Annotated in this window: 16 protein-coding genes and 3 pseudogenes; 7 read left to right on the top strand and 12 right to left on the bottom strand. The window is 68.2% G+C overall.

Going from position 1 to position 15,924, the window contains the following annotated elements; translation table 11 throughout:
• Positions 1-185 precede the first annotated feature (185 nt).
• Positions 186-386, top strand: a complete 201-nt coding sequence (locus ACFYOH_RS28905; protein ID WP_388631293.1) for a hypothetical protein — start codon at positions 186-188, stop codon at positions 384-386.
• 102 nt (positions 387-488) lie between these two features.
• Here the strand turns inward: ACFYOH_RS28905 and ACFYOH_RS28900 are convergent, their stop codons facing one another.
• The 6 genes from ACFYOH_RS28900 to ACFYOH_RS28875 all read right to left on the bottom strand — a co-directional run bounded on the left by ACFYOH_RS28900 (position 489) and on the right by ACFYOH_RS28875 (position 5,394).
• Complete coding sequence (locus ACFYOH_RS28900) at positions 489-1,676, bottom strand: permease (RefSeq protein ID WP_388631291.1); 1,188 nt, start codon at positions 1,674-1,676, stop codon at positions 489-491.
• Between the two features lie 142 nt (positions 1,677-1,818).
• Positions 1,819-2,241, bottom strand: a complete 423-nt coding sequence (locus ACFYOH_RS28895; RefSeq protein ID WP_388631289.1) for a hypothetical protein — start codon at positions 2,239-2,241, stop codon at positions 1,819-1,821.
• Positions 2,242-2,448: 207 nt separating this feature from the next.
• Positions 2,449-2,784, bottom strand: coding sequence for a hypothetical protein (locus ACFYOH_RS28890; RefSeq protein ID WP_388631286.1), 336 nt, complete (start codon positions 2,782-2,784; stop codon positions 2,449-2,451).
• 11 nt (positions 2,785-2,795) lie between these two features.
• On the bottom strand, positions 2,796-3,437 hold the full coding sequence (locus ACFYOH_RS28885) for a hypothetical protein (RefSeq protein ID WP_388631283.1): 642 nt from the start codon (positions 3,435-3,437) through the stop codon (positions 2,796-2,798).
• Positions 3,438-3,551: 114 nt separating this feature from the next.
• A complete protein-coding gene (locus ACFYOH_RS28880) occupies positions 3,552-4,280 on the bottom strand; it encodes an RNA-guided endonuclease InsQ/TnpB family protein (RefSeq protein WP_388631280.1) in 729 nt (242 codons plus the stop codon).
• A 184-nt stretch (positions 4,281-4,464) separates the two neighbouring features.
• A complete protein-coding gene (locus ACFYOH_RS28875; RefSeq protein WP_388631277.1) occupies positions 4,465-5,394 on the bottom strand; it encodes a GNAT family N-acetyltransferase in 930 nt (309 codons plus the stop codon).
• Between the two features lie 395 nt (positions 5,395-5,789).
• Here ACFYOH_RS28875 and ACFYOH_RS28870 point away from each other — a divergent pair, with 395 nt between their 5' ends.
• From ACFYOH_RS28870 to ACFYOH_RS28860, 3 genes are all read left to right on the top strand, one after another.
• Entirely contained in the window at positions 5,790-6,356 is a 567-nt protein-coding gene (locus tag ACFYOH_RS28870) for a DUF2243 domain-containing protein (protein ID WP_388631274.1), read from the top strand.
• On the top strand, positions 6,356-7,189 hold the full coding sequence (locus ACFYOH_RS28865) for a cytochrome c oxidase assembly protein (protein ID WP_388631271.1): 834 nt from the start codon (positions 6,356-6,358) through the stop codon (positions 7,187-7,189). The genes ACFYOH_RS28870 and ACFYOH_RS28865 overlap by 1 nt, the downstream gene beginning before the upstream one ends.
• 562 nt (positions 7,190-7,751) lie before the next feature.
• Positions 7,752-7,895, top strand: coding sequence for a hypothetical protein (locus ACFYOH_RS28860; RefSeq protein WP_388631269.1), 144 nt, complete (start codon positions 7,752-7,754; stop codon positions 7,893-7,895).
• Between the two features lie 183 nt (positions 7,896-8,078).
• Here the strand turns inward: ACFYOH_RS28860 and ACFYOH_RS28855 are convergent, their stop codons facing one another.
• Positions 8,079-8,996 (bottom strand): aminoglycoside phosphotransferase family protein, encoded by a 918-nt coding sequence (locus tag ACFYOH_RS28855; protein WP_388631267.1) that lies wholly within the window; start codon positions 8,994-8,996, stop codon positions 8,079-8,081.
• Positions 8,997-9,442: 446 nt separating this feature from the next.
• Between ACFYOH_RS28855 and ACFYOH_RS28850 the strand changes: the two genes are divergently transcribed.
• The gene (locus tag ACFYOH_RS28850; RefSeq protein ID WP_388631264.1) at positions 9,443-10,753 is read left to right on the top strand and encodes an MFS transporter; all 1,311 of its coding nucleotides are present in this window, start codon (positions 9,443-9,445) and stop codon (positions 10,751-10,753) included.
• A 16-nt stretch (positions 10,754-10,769) separates the two neighbouring features.
• On the opposite strand, the pseudogene ACFYOH_RS28845 reads toward ACFYOH_RS28850, so the two are convergent.
• Together ACFYOH_RS28845 and ACFYOH_RS28840 are read right to left on the bottom strand one after the other, a co-directional pair.
• Positions 10,770-11,235 (bottom strand): annotated as a pseudogene (locus tag ACFYOH_RS28845) (helix-turn-helix domain-containing protein); the annotation flags it as partial.
• Between the two features lie 330 nt (positions 11,236-11,565).
• Positions 11,566-11,721 carry a DUF6131 family protein gene (locus ACFYOH_RS28840; protein WP_388631261.1) on the bottom strand — a complete coding sequence of 52 codons (156 nt, stop codon included), beginning with the start codon at positions 11,719-11,721 and terminating at the stop codon, positions 11,566-11,568.
• A gap of 565 nt (positions 11,722-12,286) precedes the next feature.
• On the opposite strand from ACFYOH_RS28840, the gene ACFYOH_RS28835 reads away from it, so the two are divergent.
• Positions 12,287-13,570, top strand: coding sequence for a phosphatase PAP2 family protein (locus ACFYOH_RS28835; protein WP_388631709.1), 1,284 nt, complete (start codon positions 12,287-12,289; stop codon positions 13,568-13,570).
• 2 nt (positions 13,571-13,572) lie between these two features.
• Here the strand turns inward: ACFYOH_RS28835 and ACFYOH_RS28830 are convergent.
• Positions 13,573-13,899, bottom strand: a pseudogene (locus ACFYOH_RS28830) (transcriptional regulator); the annotation flags it as partial.
• A 29-nt stretch (positions 13,900-13,928) separates the two neighbouring features.
• A complete protein-coding gene (locus ACFYOH_RS28825; protein WP_388631258.1) occupies positions 13,929-14,342 on the bottom strand; it encodes a hypothetical protein in 414 nt (137 codons plus the stop codon).
• A gap of 99 nt (positions 14,343-14,441) precedes the next feature.
• Between ACFYOH_RS28825 and ACFYOH_RS28820 the strand changes: the two genes are divergently transcribed.
• Complete coding sequence (locus ACFYOH_RS28820) at positions 14,442-15,212, top strand: transposase (RefSeq protein WP_388631255.1); 771 nt, start codon at positions 14,442-14,444, stop codon at positions 15,210-15,212.
• A gap of 63 nt (positions 15,213-15,275) precedes the next feature.
• Here the strand turns inward: ACFYOH_RS28820 and ACFYOH_RS28815 are convergent.
• Positions 15,276-15,789 (bottom strand): annotated as a pseudogene (locus ACFYOH_RS28815) (helix-turn-helix domain-containing protein); the annotation flags it as partial.
• Between the last annotated feature and the right edge of the window lie 135 nt (positions 15,790-15,924).

Below are 15,924 nucleotides of genomic sequence, written 5' to 3'. Positions count from 1 at the left end.
CCGCCGAGTGGGCGCGGGTCCCGCATGCCCGGCCGGAACTCGCCTTCCAACCGTCGACATCGAAGCACACCCGGCGGGTACGGTGGTCACGAGGGCCGTGTTCGGACAGTGAGCTCGGCCCCCGGGTATTCGGCTTCGCCGAACCGTGCCGCTCCTGCTCGTCGGGGGGTGCCATGAAAGTCGAAATGATCCAAACGGCCGCCAACGTTCTCTTCGACGTCCCCGACGAGATGCACGAAGAGATCATCATGCTCATCAGCGCGGTCACCGATGACACCGAGACACGCGCGCCGGACCTTGCGGCCGCGTTCGGCGAGTGGTGCTGGCTGGTGTACACGATCCACGGCGACGTGCTCGAGGTGCTGGACGTCGGCTGCGCCCGGTGACGGCGCGGAACCGGGCACTGGGCCGGGCCCGACGAAAACCATCCGGCGGGGCCGACGCCCATGGTGCCGGGCCCGGTGGGGGAGTGCACGGTTGTCGCCGGCTCAGGGGCGGTGGTGCTGGCCCTGCCCATGCGCGTGGTCGTGGTGGTGTTCGCCCTGGTCCGGTGACCCGCCCATCATGCGCAGCATCGCGCGGCCTCCGGTGCGCAGGAAGCGGACCAGCAGGGCGGTGGCCAGCAGCAGGAAGGCTATGTTGAGCCAGGTCGTGTAGTTCCAGCTGACGCCCTCCTGGGGAATCTTCGCGTCGGCCTGGTCGGGGATGAGGCCCAGACCCCCGAAGGCGAACTCCACGATGTAGCCGGCCACCACCATGGCGACGAAGAACGTGCCCAGCAGGAAGGCCGCCATCCGGGCGCCGTAGTACCTCCGGTAGATGTTCAGGATCGGCAGGATCAGCAGGTCGGCGTAGATGAAGGCGATGACACCGCCGAAACTGATGCCTCCCTTCCACAGCACCACGGCCAGCGGCACGTTGCCGATGGAGCAGACGAACGTGGCGATGGCCACCACCGGCCCGATCAGCGGCCCGATCAACTTGGCGGCGAGCGGATGGCCGGCCAGGAAGAAGCTGTGCCAGAAGTCGTCCGGCACCCATGCGGCGATCGCCCCCGCGATCAGGAGTCCCGCCACCAGGTCGCGCAGGATCGCCGCCCACTCCATGACGAAGATGTGCGAGACCGAGGTCAGGCCGTCGCGGGAGAGGAGCCGGCGGAGGAAGCCGCCCTCGCCGCGCACGGACATGTCCATCGCCGCATGCCCCTCCATCGATCCGGCCAGCCCGCGTTCGGCCTGCTCCCGTGCGTGTCGCAGCAGCCGCTCACGCAGGAGAAGCCGGAACAGCACCGCGAGTACGACGATCATGATCGGGCCGCCGACGAACTCCGCGGCGGTGAACTGCCAGCCCATCAACAGCGCCAGGATCACGCCCAGTTCGACCACCAGGTTGGTCGAGGCGACCTCGAAGCCCATCGCCGCCGTGAAGTTCGCCCCCTTGCGGAACAGCGAGCGGGCGAGCGCGACGGCGGCGTACGAGCAGGACGACGAGGCCGCGCCGAACCCCGCGGACAGGGCGAGCGTACGGGGCCGGTCGTCTCCCATGAGTCGTACGACCGTCTCTCGGCGAACCACCGCCTGCACAACGGCGGACAACGTGAAACCGAGGATCAGGGCCCAGGTGATCTCCCAGGTCATAGACCCGGCAATGGACAACGCGTGTCCGATCGCATGCATGATGCACACCTCTCGCCGATGTCTGTCGCCAGCAGGCTCGAGTGTATACCCCAAGGGGGTATCTGGCTGAGAGGTGGAGGCGCGTTCGAGGGACGGCCTCGCGGCCGGAGCAGGCTCCGTGTGTCGACGGGGCCGGCCCGGGTCAGCCGATGAGTGAGTGGAACTGCTCGATCGTACGGCGCCGCATGGTGAGGAAGGCGAGCCAGGAGCCGTCGGCGTAGTGCAGCCGGAAGCGGGCCATCAGCTGGGTCCGGGGCCGGCGTTCGACCCGGGTCACCCACGCCCGCGGCACCTCCCAAACCGGGGCGCCGTCCAGGGGCTGGACCAGGCCGACGCGCTGGTCGGTCACACGCAACAGCAGGGCTCCGGAGGTGCGCGGCATCCCCGCGGCAATGCTGCCCGCCCCACCGGACTGCGCGCCCACGCTGTTGACCATGTGGTTCGCGAGGGATGCTCCGATGCCAATGCCCTTGGCGCTCCTGGCCGGGACGACGGAGGCGTACGCCAAGAGCTGCTCGCCCGGGGCGAGTTGACTGTGTGCGGAACGTTCGCGGAGGGCCGACATGCTCATGATCTTAGGCGACAGTAACCGGGGACGAGCGCTCGAACGTTCGATGAACGCACACTTCGGCCGCATGAGATCACGCGACAAGCACATGTACGTCGCTCGGTCGTCCCTGCGTCGTCCGTGTGTCGGAACCGTGCGGTGGCCTGCTCAGGAGGGCCTGCGACCAGGGTGGGCCCCACGGCGGGCCCGTTTCCCGGAGTCCGGTCAGCGAACGAAGGAGATCTCCGGGTAGCTCTTGGCGGGTCCGTCCAGCAGTGTGCTGTGCTTGTGACGCAGCTCCTGGTCGAAGTACGCCGCGAGGTACACGCGCTGGATCTTGATCGCCCGGTTCGGGTCGATCGTGCCGTACTGCTGCTGCACCTGCTCGTGGGAAAGCCCGAGCAGGGGCGTCACCTGCGGCACCAGCCACTCGTTGTCGCTGAAGGACAGGTGCTTCGAGCCGTGGAGCTGGATGTCGACCCGATATCCCTTGAGATGCGGCCACAGCTTGCGCCACGACGAGTCGTTGTTCCGGTTGTGGCTGCCGGAACTGAAGAGCATGAAGGGCCGGCTCAGATCCTTGCTCGGCGCCGTGCCGAAGAACTGGCCGTCCAGGTTCGCACCGGCGTCGATGCGGTGGTCGAGCTGCATGGCGGTGTCGACCGCAGCGCCGCCCAGCCGAACATCCCGATGTGATCCGTGTCCACGGCGTGCGACAGCCCGGAGGGCAGCTTGGCGTGGTCGACGTCCGGGTTGCCGCCCTTGGCGATGGCACCGAGCTGGTTGATGACGAAGCGGATGTCGGCAGCGCGCACGTTGAGCGTGTCGGAGGAGTGCGCGCCGGACGGCATCGTGGTGACCTCGAGCCGTCCGCCCGGGAACTCCACCTCATTGGCGTCATGGGTGTGATCGACGGCGACCACGAGGTAGCCGCGGCTGGCGAGATCCTCGGCCAGGGCGGTGCCCATCGCGCGGTCCGAGTGCAGCCCGGTCGAGTACAGGAGCACGGGCAGCTTGCCGAGGCCGGTGTCGACGGGGGCAAGGACGTGGCCGGCGGTCTGCGGCAGCGTGACCTGCTGCGGCGACAGGCGGCGCGAGTTGAGGAAGTGAGTGCCCGACACCGACGGCATCCAGGACGCCTGAGCGTGCCCGGACGTGGAGGAGGCCGGATACCAGTACGTCACCATCAACTCGCGCGCCCTCTTGCCCGGCACGTACGGATCCGTACGGGACTTGTCGACGAGGTGCTGACTGAAGGTGCCGACTCGTTGACTTGCTCTCTCTCCTGGGGGAGGGAGATTCTGGCCTGCTCGCTCGGTGCTGTGCCGCTACGGGGCACGGACGTCGGGCGGGCTTCCGTGGCTTCCTGTTTCGTCGCGCTGTGCCAGAAGGGGTTCTGGTCTTACCGGCGCTCCGCAGGCTGTGACCGCCAGTCCGGCGGCCTTGATGTTCTTCGCGGCGTTGTGGTCGCGGTCGTGGAGGGTGCTGCAGGCGGTGCAGGTCCATTCCCGCACGTTGAGGGGTTTGGGTCCGTCGCGGTGGCCGCAGGTGGAGCACACCTGGCTGGTGGGCTCGAACCGGCCGGTCTTCACGAAGGTCCGGCCGTACCGCGACCAGCGCACCCGCACCTCGCCGATCTTCGGCAGCGACACCCTCCCGGTCTCGGTGATCTTCCAGCGCGCGTTCGCGGTGAACCGGACCGACTGCCTTTCGTCCTTGCGGGACTTGAAGCGAGGTGCCCCTACCCGCGTTCCCTTTCGGGCTCCCTTCAGGGAAGCGAAGAAGTTCCGGTACGCGCTCTCCGCGTCCCGCAGCGCCTGCTGCAGCACGACCGCCGACACCTCGGCCAGCCAGTGCCGCTCTGGGCTCTTCTTCGCCTCGGTCACGAGCCTCTTCGACAACACGGCCGCGGTGGGGAACGCCTCGCCCGCCGCCCGCGCCCGCTCCCGCGCCGCGACCGCGTCGTTGTACACCACCCGCGCACACCCGAACGCCCGGGCCAGCGCAGCACGCTGACCCGGTGTCGGATCGAGACGGAAAGCATACCGAAGCTGCATGACCGCGACGCTAACAGCAGTCACCGACAGCCGGGACGGATAAGCCGGACCCAGCTCCGCGGAAACGATTCGCGCGACGCTCCGCGTCGCCGGCTTCAAACTCGGTTCACCATCGGCGTGGACGCCGGTGAACTGTGAATGGATCCCGATAGCGCCCGCTCGGCGCGGGAAGAGCGAGCCAGGGTCAGGCCGCTGAGGAGGGAAGGCTGGAGGAAGGAAGGCTGATGGAACGGCTCTCCTCCATGACGTGGTAACCCGCGCTCGTGTAGAGGTTCATGGCCACCTCGTTGCCTCCCCACACGGTGAACATCAGCGCCGTGTCGCCGGCTTCCAGCGTCGCCAGTTCTCCGGCCGCCATCGCGGCCCGCCCGTACCCTTTGCCGCGGTGTTGCTCCTGGATGTGCAGTGAGTAGCCGTAGGTGACCCCGGGGAGGTACCGGTGCTTGAGCCAACCGGTGCCGATCTGCTCGCCCGCCGCCTCCAGCACCAGGATCGAGTTGTCGGGCGTCGCCAGGCCCTGTGGGATGAGGTCGGCGAAGTCGCGGTCGGACTTGCGTACCGCCTCCTCTGGGCTCAGAGCTCCCGAGCGGACGATGTCGCCGACGTAGGCGGCCTTCTCCGAGGCGAGCCACTGGGGATATTCGGCCTCTGTCATGGGCCGTGCGGTGACGCCCGCGAGTGGTTTCGGCGGGGAATCGATGCGTCGCATCCTGAGCTGGCCGCGGACGCCGTAACCGTGGAACAACTCACCGGCGGGCTCGGTGAGCCGTATGTTCAGCCGGCGGGCGCCGCGCTCGGCGCACCATCGCTCGGCCCAGTCACGGGCGGCCTGCTCGTGTCCCCGGCCGGTGTGGGGTGCGTCGACGTGGAGGTCGCCGATACGGCCCGCGAGGGCGCCGTGGTTGTCGGTCACGACCACGGCGACGTGTCCCACTCGCGTCCCGGCGTCCGTGATCTCGGCGACGGTCCAGTCGCCGGTGTCGGCACGTACATCCTTGAGGATGCGCTCCGCGGCGGCCGTACTCAGTCCCGCGGCCGTGTATGAGGCGAGCAGCCGCCGCTCGAAGGCTTCCTGCCACGGCGTGCTGTCATCAAGGATGCTGAATTCTGTCACCTGATCACACTAGCCATGTTGTCATGGACGGAACGGGTGATTTTCGCGTGGGGCAGGCGACTGTTGCGGACATGGACGGCTTGACGGAGCCCACCATGCAGTCGAGGACGTCGGTGTCATGGCCCCGACCTGGCGGGACACTCGAACCCGCTGAGACGCCCGCATTCACGAAATGCGTGTTGGGTGAACAGGTCTGGTTCGGCGCCGGCGTACGTCCATGGACACGATGCGGAGAGGTACCGCCGACCTCGGTGTTCTCCGTGGCGTGGCGGTGTACCGCTTGGTATGGGCGATATGGCTGAAGTTGTGCGGACAAGTTGATTCAGGCGAGCCGGACGGGAACCGTGTCGGGAAGGTCTGACTCACACTGCCTACGGGACGGACGACAACAGGTGATGGCCACGACGGCGGACAAGGCGGGCGCGCTTCCGGCGGCGTCGAACAGTCTGCGGCTTCCGGGGATTGTCCTCGGGGTCGGCCTCGGCGGATTCGTCGACGGCATTCTGCTGCACCAGCTCCTTCAGTGGCACCACATGCTCACCAGCACCAACCACGACCACATCGGTGTGAAGTACTACGACCCCCACACGGTGTCCGGGCTGGAGATGAACACCGTGTGGGACGGCATCTTCCACGCCGTGTGCTGGATCGCCGTACTGGTGGGCCTGGCCATCCTGTACGCGCGGGTCACGCACGACCGGCGAGCGGTGTGGACCTCGCGGGTTCTGTGGGGCTGGATCCTGGCCGGCTGGGGCTGGTTCAACCTGGTGGAGGGCATCCTGGACCACCAGATCCTCGGCATCCACCACGTCCGTGGCGGTCCTCACCAGGCTTGGTGGGACGCCGGTTTCCTCATCCTGGGCGGCCTGTTCGTGATCGCCGGGTATCTGGTACAGCGAAGTGGCCGGCCCTTCGACTCCGACGCATCCCGTGACGGTGAGCCGGCCGGAGGCCGCGCCTGATGGGCCCGATGCACCAGCAGGGGGAGGGCGGCGGCGCGCTGCCGGGAGCGGTACTGACGGGGTTGCTCCTGTTCGTCGCTGCCGTCTGCTACCTGCTCGCCGCACGGCGGGCCAGGTGCCGCAACGCTGTACAAGGCTGGAGCGGCTGGCGGTCGGCGTCCTTCCTCACCGGGCTGGCGCTGCTCGCCGTCGCGCTGCTGCCGCCGCTGGCACCCGCCGCGCACTCCGACTTCCGCGGGCACATGGCCCAGCACATGCTCATCGGCATGTACGCGCCCCTGGCTCTCGTGCTGGCCGCGCCGATCACACTCCTCCTGCGCGCGCTGCCCCACGACCACGCCCGCAGAGTGGCCGTACTCCTGCACAGCCCACCGGCCCGCCTCCTGGCGCATCCCGCGGCGGCGCTCACCCTCAGTACCGGAACCTTGGGAGTGCTGTACTTCACGCCCCTCTACAACGCCGTCATGGCCCATCCCGCAGGCCATTGGCTCCTGCACGCCCATTTCCTCGCGTCGGGCTGCCTGTTCGCCTACGCGATCGCCGGTCCCGACCCCGCGCCCAGCAGGCCCGGGGTGCGGAGCCGACTGGTGTACCTGGGCATCGCCATCGCCGCGCACGCCCTGATCGCACAGGCCATGTACGGCGGCTTCTTCCTCGACGTCCACGCCCCCATCGACCAGGTCCAGCAAGGCGCGGAGATCATGTACTACGGCGGGGACATCGCCGAACTCCTCCTGGCCGCCGCCCTGGTGGCGAGCTGGCGTCCCGAGCGCCGCACCTCGACGACCAGTTGGCGCGGCCGGTCGGGCATCGGCGCGCCGACCCCGCACTGATCGGCGGGTTTCCCGCACCGGGGCGCTCCGCGAGCGGCGGCGCCACGATGTCCGCCGGGAAGCCGGCGAGCGTGAACAGTGCGCGCAGCGGGGCGGGGACGTCCGGCGGGCCTGCGGACGCCGGTGGACGTCACGGGCGGGGTGGGCTGCACCGGGGGAGCGGGGGGCGATCCGTACCTGGCATCCTTCCAGGTCCACCGCGGCAAATACCAGGTCGCGCGCGGGCCGGGGCAATTTGTTCGGCCTGCAGCTGCCCGGCGTCGAGGACTGGGCGCGTGAACGTCCCGAACCGGTCGCCTCGCCGTTGGAGGTGCTCGCCCGGCTGCACCGGTCGTATCCGCAGTGCCAGTCGCGGATGACCTCGTGGCTCGATGAGCATGTGCTGTCCGTGGTCGGCGCATGTACGTCCGGCCGTCGAACTCGCGGTGAAGCGGATCACGCGGGAGTGCCTGCCCGCGATGCCGACGGCCGCGCGGATTCCGGGGTGTGAGCGCCTGTGCAGGAACGCCGCCAACGCCCGAGCGCACCAGCCCGACACGAGCGGACCGGGTTCCTGGACGCCGTGGCGACCGCATGGGCGGAACTCGACCCCGACCGGTGCCCGTACACCCGCAGCGTCGCCGAGCAACTGCGCAAGCACGACGACCGAGCAGAGTTCGTCGTCGGCATCGACCTCATCGTCAACGTAATCACCGCTCGCCAGTAGGCGACCGGCCGGCCGGACCTGCCTCGTCGCAGCTCGGTCTTCGCCTCCGTGTCGGTGAGGGCTTGGTTTCCCGGGCCTCGTCCACCCACCGGCTCGGCCGCCGCAACCCGGTGATCTGATCGATGACAGCCGCGGCGTTCTCCTTGCTTGTCCTCGGCTTCTTGAGTTCCGCCAGAAGCTGGATCACTGATCGACCGTTGCGGTGAGGCGGCGGAGTGCGGCGTCGGCGGGTGGGCCCCAGGTGGGCTTGCCTCCGGGGCGGCCGTGGACGCCGGCGTGTCCGATGTGGATGCAGGCGAGGGCTTTCAGCACGGCCCAGCCGCGGGCGCGGCGCAGGGTCGCGGCGTCCGGGGTTGGCCGGTAGGTGTCGTGGAAGCGGTCGATGGCGTCGTCCGGCAGCAGGATCCAAGCGGCGGCGAGGTCACAGGCCGGGTCGCCGGCGAAGAGGTCGCCGAAGTCGATCACTCCGGAGAAAGTGCCGTTCGTGGTCAGGATGTTCGCTGGATGCAGGTCGCCGTGGAGCCAGAGACGTGGGCCTGCCCAGTCCGGCGCGGCGGCGGCGTCTTCCCAGACCGAGCGGACGGCGTCCGGGTCGCGGATCAGTCCCAGTTCGGTGGCCGAGGCGAGCCCTTGGGCGAAGGGTTCGGCGGTGTCGGCCAGCGGGCCACCGCGGTCCCGGCCCGCGGGCGCCCCGTCGGGGGCGGGGCGGTGGAGGGCGGTCAGGAAGGCGGCCAGGGTTTCGGCCGCCTCCGCGGCGCGCGTAGCGGGGGCGCGGTCGGCGGGCTCGCCCGGTACCCAGGTGGTGACGAGCCACGGCCGCGGAAAACGCTCGGAGGGCTCACCAAGATGCTGCGGGACGGGGATCGGGAGAGGAAGGTGCGGGGCGAGGAGGGGCAGCCAGGCGTGCTCCTTGCGCAGCAGCGCGTCCGCGGACTGCGTTGCCCAGGGCAACCGGACGGCGAGGTCGTCGCCGAGCCGCCACACTTGATTGTCCCAGCCGAGCGCTCCGAGCTTCAGGGGGCGATCCGCCACGTCGGGGTACTCTTCGCGCAGCAGATCCCGGATCAGGTCCTCGGTGATGTCCATCTCGGTGGCTGTCATGGGGAGCAACGGTAGTCGGCAGCGGCGCCGGCTGGATGCCCGACGGATGTGTGTCATGTCGAGGCGTCACAAAGCCCTGAAGCTGTACTTCACGGCTGAGCGTTTGCATGCAGTCTCGATCGGCGCGGAGAGCCGGGAACCGTTCTCTGCCGAGGGAAGCCTGGGCGATTTTCTGAGACGGGACCGCTGTGCACGGAACGGAGTACTTGCGCCGTCTTTCATGCCTGGCCGCCCAAGGTTAGTGTTTGGGTTCGGCGAGTGATCCACGAGGAGCTGAGACATGGTCGGTTTCCCGAGCGCGCGTTGACGTTGTAGGCCGTGATCGGCCTGTCATTGCGTGCTGCCCTTGATGATGCGGCACAGCGAGCCTTCCCCTGCCCGAACCATCGGTGTGCCTGTTGCGCGCCAGGTGCCGGGCCTCGTCGTCGGCAATCCAAGGGATCCCCGTGCCGTCCGCATCCTCCGCAGTATCTGATTCCAGTCGAGCTGTCCCTTCAAGTCTGTGGCGGGACGGAGACTTCCGCCGACTCTGGGTGGGGCAGACGGCCTCCCAACTCGGCGAACAGACAAGCCTATTGGTGTTGCCGCTGTTCGCCGTCCTGGCACTCGACGCCGGTGCCGGCCAGTTGGGCGTGCTCCGAGCGGTGGGGCAGGCACCGATCCTGTTGTTCTCGCTCATCGTCGGCGCGTGGGTCGACAGATGGCGAACCCGTACGGTGATGGTGCTGGCGGACGTCAGCCGAACCATGGCCCTGGGTGTCGCTGCCGTGGCCGGCCTCCTCGGCTGGCTCGGCCTGCCTGCGCTGCTCGTGGTCGCCTTCGTTGTCGGGGCCCTGTCCGTGTTCTTCGACGTGGCATACCAGGCGTGTCTCGTCCGGCTGGTGAGACGCGATCAGTTGGTGCGGGGTAACAGTGCGCTCGAGGGCAGCCGGTCCGCGGCGCAGATCGGCGGTCCCGCGCTCGGCGGTGCCTTGGTGTCACTGCTGTCTGCGCCGATCGCTGCCGCCTCCAGCGCGCTGTTCTTCGCGCTGTCGTTCCTGTCGATCCGACGGATCCGTCGGATCGAGTCGATCCCGGAGCGCTCGGAACGTCCCCCTCGCGTATGGCGGCGGATCCATGAGGGCCTCCGTTTCGTCGTCAGCGACACCTCGCTGCGGACCGTGTGCCTGGCCTCGGCCGCCTTCCAGTTCTCCTTCGCGGCCATGATGACCGTCTATCTGCTCTTCCTGCCGCGGGAACTGCACTTGTCGGGCACCGCGGTCGGGCTGTCGCTCGCGGCGACGGGTCCGGGCGCGCTTGTGGGCTCGGTGCCGGCCGCCCGTCTGCCGGGCCGGTTCGGTCATGGTGCGGTGCTCGTGTCCGCGGCGGCACTGGGCGACGGCGCGTTCTTGTGTGTGCCCGCGCTGCACGGCTCTTCTGCGGTGACGGTTCCCGTGCTCCTTGCGGTCAGCTTCGTGTTCGGTACTGGCGGCCAGTTGGTGAACGTCACGGTCATGGCCGTCCGGCAGGCCGTCACTCCGGACAGGCTGCAGGGCCGCACGGCCGCGACGATCACATTTGTCGGCATGGGGCTGACCCCACTCGGCTCGCTGTTCGGCGGCTTCCTCGCGCAGGAGTGGGGGTTGCGCACCAGCCTCCTGGCGACGGCCGCGGGCATGATGTTGTCCCCAGTGCTGATGGCCCTGTCCTCGCTCGCCCGCCTGGGACGGGCGCTTCCGACCCTCGCAGAAGATGCCGCCGACCCACGGACTCCCTGATGGCCACGAGACCGACCGCGTAGGTCGGGGTGAAGCGCAGTTCGACCTTGTTCTTCTTCGCCCAGCGGCGGGTGTCCGCGCCGGTGTGGGCGGAGAGGTTGTCCAGAATGATGTAGATCGGGCCGCCGTCGGGTTGGGCGGCACGGATCGACTTCCGGCGGGGAGAGTGCTCACCTGCTGGCGGCTACGGCACCGAGTCTCTACGACCCAGCAGGTCCCATTAGGCGGGGACGGCCTCCCGCCCATCGAGGGTCCAGACAGGCCAGGCCGACCTCGTTGAACCGGTGGATCACCTCCCGCACCGTGTCCTCGTCGGCCTGGACCAGCTGGGCGATCACCGGGACGCGGTTCCCGCCGGCGGACGCCAGCAGCATCATCGCTCGGCGACAGCGCACCGAGCTGGTACTGCCCCGGCGCACGATCTGCTCCACTTTCTGCCCTTCCTGGTCGGTCAACCTGCGCACGCGGACAGGCTCGGCCACCACACCCCCAACGGTCGGACGGACGTCACCGACATCCAACCGCCACAACGGCCAACCCGGCGAACCTTCCCGGTCAGAGCACTGGCGACGCCGCGGAGCCGGAGCCGGAATTGCTGCCAGGCATGCACGTCCCTGGCCGAAATTTCGGCTGAGGGTGAGGCCGGACCCGTGGCGGCCGGGGAAGGGAATCGCCGGAAGCTCATGAACATGAGGGACATATCCGGCCCCCGGGGCTGACCGATCCCGCTGCCCAGAGGAACGAAGCCTTCCCCGTCCCTCAGACGTGAGCCGGAAGAGTCGGCCCCGGCGGCCGGAATGAGGACCTCATGCCTACCAGTAGTGCCGTCGGCCGGCGACCGCGTGCCCCATGGAGCCCAGGATCCACAGCACCGCCCCTACGACGGCGAGGATTATGCCGATGGTCCACAGGATGGAGATTCCTGTGACGAAACCGATGATGAGCAAGATGACACCGACGGCGATCATGGCAAGCCTCCTGGTGATGAATCGCTCGTACTATCCGAGTGCCCGAACTGGAACGTGATACGCCACCCGGAAAACAACGGAATCCGCGGGATCCGCTTCGCATTCCGGGGCATCTCAGCGCGTGTAAAGCGGGCAGGATGGCTTGCCACCCAAAGTAGCCGACTGGCGTCAGACAGTAGTGGGGCACCGTCAGCGGCTGCGGCAGCCCCGAAGGGAAGGCGGGCGCGCCGCCACGACCGCGCCGATGCCGCCACAGGCGCACTGATCATTGTTCGTCGGCATTGTGTCGGTATGTCAACCTCCCCGTTCGAACTGCCGGTTCACGGCCGCCTTCGCGCTACCGGCAACGGGTGAAAACCAGTTGTACGGCTCGGGTAACATGATCGAACTTACGAGGCTCCCCCGCCGCACCTCCTTCACCGGAACGCCCTGCTGTCCGGACGAAGGGTGACCTATTTGATTGACATCTGATAAATCGGCCAAACAATTGATACCTATCGCACCGCGGGTGATTTCGCGAACAAAGTGCAGATCCGCGTTCGCCGCGTGCCGCCGACCGCGGGTGATGCTGTGGGCTGCGGCGGCTGTGGCGACCCTCGGATTCCTCGTCGCGCTGGAGGTCGCCGCGCGTCGCTACGGCCTGCCGGGGCCGATCACCAGCCAGGCGCGGGAGGTGATATTGCCTCCCAAGTCCGGTTTCCTGTTGTACGCCAGCATGGCGTTGATGATGGTGGTGCTCACCTGGCGGCAACGGCTCATCGCGGTGGGTACCGCGATCGGCATCGACATCGCCTTCTTGTTCGTGCGGTGGGCGCTCAACATCAGGATCACGGATGGCCACCCCTTCGGCAACGGCGCCTTGTGGGTGATTCTGGGCTGCGCGTTCATCGCTGTGACACGCCGAAGGGGCCGGGAGCGTGTCCTGCTGCTGCAAGGCGTGGGACTGGGCCTGCTGTTGGTGGCCGGCCGCAAGGCGGGCGATACCTGGCTACTGATCACGTCGAAGACTCGTCCCGCCGTGTTCGACCAGCATGTGGCAACCGTGGATCACGCGCTGGGCAACCCGTCGTGGCTGGCAGGCCGGATGGTCAGGGCCACCGGTCCGATCGGCGCCCATGTTCTCGACTACGTCTACATTCAGCTGGCGGTGGCCGCAGTCGTCGTCGCGGCGTACCAGCTGCGCAACGTGGCGGTCGAGCGCCGATTCCCGAGCCACCATCTGGTGCGCACCTTTCTGGTCATCGGCATCCTCGGCCCGGCCATCTACATGATCTTCCCGGTGGTCGGACCGGTATTCGCCTACGGCGCCGACGGCGGGCACTGGGCGGTGGCCAACCTGTGGCCGGACACACCACCGCCGATTCATGCCCCGCATCAGATACCGTTCGACGAGATCACCCCGCGCAACTGCATGCCCAGCCTGCACACGGCGTGGGCAACCGCGATTTTCGTTCATTCCCGCAAGGGCCCACGGCTGCTGCGATTCGCCGGCGCGTTCTGGCTGATTGCCACGCTCGGCGCAACGCTGGGATTCGGCTACCACTACGGCGCCGATCTCATTGCCGGTGTGGTGTTCGCGCTCACGGTCGAGGCCGCGCTGCGTTCGCTCGCATACGGCTGGGACCGGTCAGGAATCCGGCTGGTCGCTTACGGCACATCGGTTTTCGCTGCGCTCTTGCTGTCGTACCGGTATCTGCCGATCCAGATAGCCGAACATCCGTGGGTGTTTGGACCCCTTCTCATTCTGGCGATGACCTCAGTTGTCCGCGGCTACATACGCACCACCAAACTGTGGAATCCCGAGACTGCACCAGTGCGGCAACCAGAGCCGCAACCCGAACCTGTGTGAGCTCAGTTGACGGAGGCCGAGGCCGACACGTTCTGGTCGGCCGCCCAGGAGGCGAGAATCCGGAGCCGTTCGTGCGTGGGGGAGCCGGGGGCGGCGGTCCAGACGGTCAGGTGCTGATCGGGATCGGTGTCGGCGGTGAGCGTGTCCCCAGTCCAGGACGAGTTCACCGACGACCGGGTGATTGAGCGTCTTCGTTCCCACGGTCCGGGCGGCGACACGGTGTTCGCCCCACCACTGGGCAACTGCTTCTCGCGCATCGACAGTTCACCGACCAGCTCGATGAGGCGCGGGTCCTCGGGGTATTTCGCCGCTTCCATCGGCAGCTGAGCGCTGTCCCGTAATCCCACGAGACTGAGGGTCATGCCGTGTCCGGGTCGGCGCCGATGGCACCGGCCGAGCGAAGCGAACGCCCGAGGTCTCCGGTGAGGATGCGGGGGTGGCGCCGCCACCACCACAGGTCGGGACCGGGCAGCCTGTGGAACTGATCGAGTGCTTGGCCGTCGTCGTCGATGGTCGCGGCCTTGTACCGCGCGTCCAAGGCTTTGATCCGCGGGGTCCAGAGCTGGACGACGTGTTCGTCCAGCAGGAGCCACGCCTCGTGCAGCCAGTTTCGGCAGTAAAGGTCATTGGTGTATTCGTAGATGTCGTCGCCGTAGCCGCGCTCGATGGCGCTCACCAGGGCAGCCCACGCGTTCACCCTTTCAGCGACCGTGAACGCCGTCCTCCAGCCGCGCTGGTGCAACAGCTCTCCCACCTCGGTTTCAGTAGCCACGGGCGTGAGGCTCTCATGCCGAATCCGTCCGGGCGACAGAGATGTGTCCCGTCAGAGTCTGGTGGCCCCGCACCATGATCAAGATGAGACGATCTCGCCGTGGCTGGTGTGATCACGGCGTCGGAGCCGTCCTGGATAGCCCTGTTCAGCGGGCTGAGCCCGAGGCAGTTCGGGAAACTGATGACCGTTCTGAGACGCCATGGTGCGGACGCTGTCCGCAAGGGCCGGCCATGGAGCCTTCCGCTGGAGGACCGGGCCCTGCTGATCGCGGCCTACTGGCGCACGAACCTGACCATGCGCCAACTCGCCCCGCTGTTCGGGGTGTCCAAGTCGGCAGCGGACCGCATCATCGACCACCTCGGGCCGATGCTCGCGCTCCAGCCCCGCAAGCGGTTCGCCAAGGACACCGTGCTCATCGTGGACGGCACTCTGGTCCCCACCCGGGACCACACGATCGCCGAGCGGTCGAAGAACTACCGGTACTCCACCAACCACCAGGTCGTCATCGACGCCGACACCCGCCTGGTCGTCGTGGTCGGCCGGCCGCTCGCCGGGAACCGCAACGACTGCAAGGCGTGGGAGGAATCCGGCGCCAAGGCTGCCGTGGGCAACACCGTTACGATCGCCGACGGCGGCTACCCGGGCACCGGGCTCGTCATCCCGCACCGCCGGCAGCGCGGCCAGAGCGAACTCCCGGCCTGGAAAGAGGAGCACAACAAGTCCCACAAGCAGGTCCGCGCCCGCGTCGAGCACGTCTTCGCCCGTATGAAGACCTGGAAGATCCTCCGCGACTGCCGCTTGAAGGGCGATGGTGTCCACCACGCCATGCTCGGCATCGCCCGGATGCACAACCTGGCCCTCGCCGGATAGTCGAGGGGCCACACCGCGACCGCCCCTACCCGGGCGACTCAAAGATCATTTACGGGACAGCCCTTGGGCAACGGAAATCTGCGCGGAGGTCTCCCAGTCGGCGTAAAGAGTGCGCATGGCCGGATCGGTGAACTGGATCCGGGCATGGTTCCGGTGCCTTTCCGGGATCCGGGAGAAGTCGGTGACCCGGGCGGCGGACAGTGCGTTCCAGGCCAGGATGTCGCCACAACGCACGATGGCCGGGGTGGCGGTGAGGTCGTTCAGCACACGCTGCAGCTATGGCTGCACTTTCTGCCTGCCGCGACGCCGGGTACGGCCGACGGTCTTACCGGCGAGCTGGAAGGGTACGCCCGCTGGTCGTCGTCCAGATGGAGCACGCGGGCAAGAACGTCCAGCACGGGAGCGGATGCCTGCATACGGCCCTGCTCCAGCCGTGTGGAGTAGTCGGTGCTGGTCGAGGCGAGCTGGGCGACCTCCTCGCGGCGCAGTCCGGCCACCCGGCGCGGTGCGCTTGTCTCCGGCAGCCCGACTGGCGCGGGCTCAGCTCGGCGCGCCTGCCGCTTGTGACAGCGTGCAGGAGGTGCCGCCCGCCTGGCCCGGGGCGTTTTCGTCCAGGTGCCTGTCCCACCCGGCTCCGCAGCTGTACGGCCATGCACCAGCGGCCGTCCGGGGCGTCGTCGGCGGGCGAGGGTCGGGGGTGGGTGGCGCGAGC

It is taken from the genome of Streptomyces sp. NPDC007856, from assembly GCF_042868225.1.
Classification (GTDB): Bacteria; Actinomycetota; Actinomycetes; order Streptomycetales; family Streptomycetaceae; genus Streptomyces.
The sequence above is the reverse complement of the archived record's forward strand: the minus strand, read 5'-3'. Positions and strand labels throughout refer to the sequence as shown.

Coding starts and splice junctions, on each gene's coding strand:
- ACFYOH_RS28905 (WP_388631293.1), top strand. CDS start 186: ATGATCCAAACGGCCGCCAACGTTCTCTTCGACGTCCCCGACGAGATG.
- ACFYOH_RS28900 (WP_388631291.1), bottom strand. CDS start 1,676: ATGCATGCGATCGGACACGCGTTGTCCATTGCCGGGTCTATGACCTGG.
- ACFYOH_RS28895 (WP_388631289.1), bottom strand. CDS start 2,241: ATGTCGGCCCTCCGCGAACGTTCCGCACACAGTCAACTCGCCCCGGGC.
- ACFYOH_RS28890 (WP_388631286.1), bottom strand. CDS start 2,784: ATGCTCTTCAGTTCCGGCAGCCACAACCGGAACAACGACTCGTCGTGG.
- ACFYOH_RS28880 (WP_388631280.1), bottom strand. CDS start 4,280: ATGCAGCTTCGGTATGCTTTCCGTCTCGATCCGACACCGGGTCAGCGT.
- ACFYOH_RS28870 (WP_388631274.1), top strand. CDS start 5,790: ATGGCCACGACGGCGGACAAGGCGGGCGCGCTTCCGGCGGCGTCGAAC.
- ACFYOH_RS28865 (WP_388631271.1), top strand. CDS start 6,356: ATGGGCCCGATGCACCAGCAGGGGGAGGGCGGCGGCGCGCTGCCGGGA.
- ACFYOH_RS28855 (WP_388631267.1), bottom strand. CDS start 8,996: ATGACAGCCACCGAGATGGACATCACCGAGGACCTGATCCGGGATCTG.
- ACFYOH_RS28840 (WP_388631261.1), bottom strand. CDS start 11,721: ATGATCGCCGTCGGTGTCATCTTGCTCATCATCGGTTTCGTCACAGGA.
- ACFYOH_RS28835 (WP_388631709.1), top strand. CDS start 12,287: ATGCTGTGGGCTGCGGCGGCTGTGGCGACCCTCGGATTCCTCGTCGCG.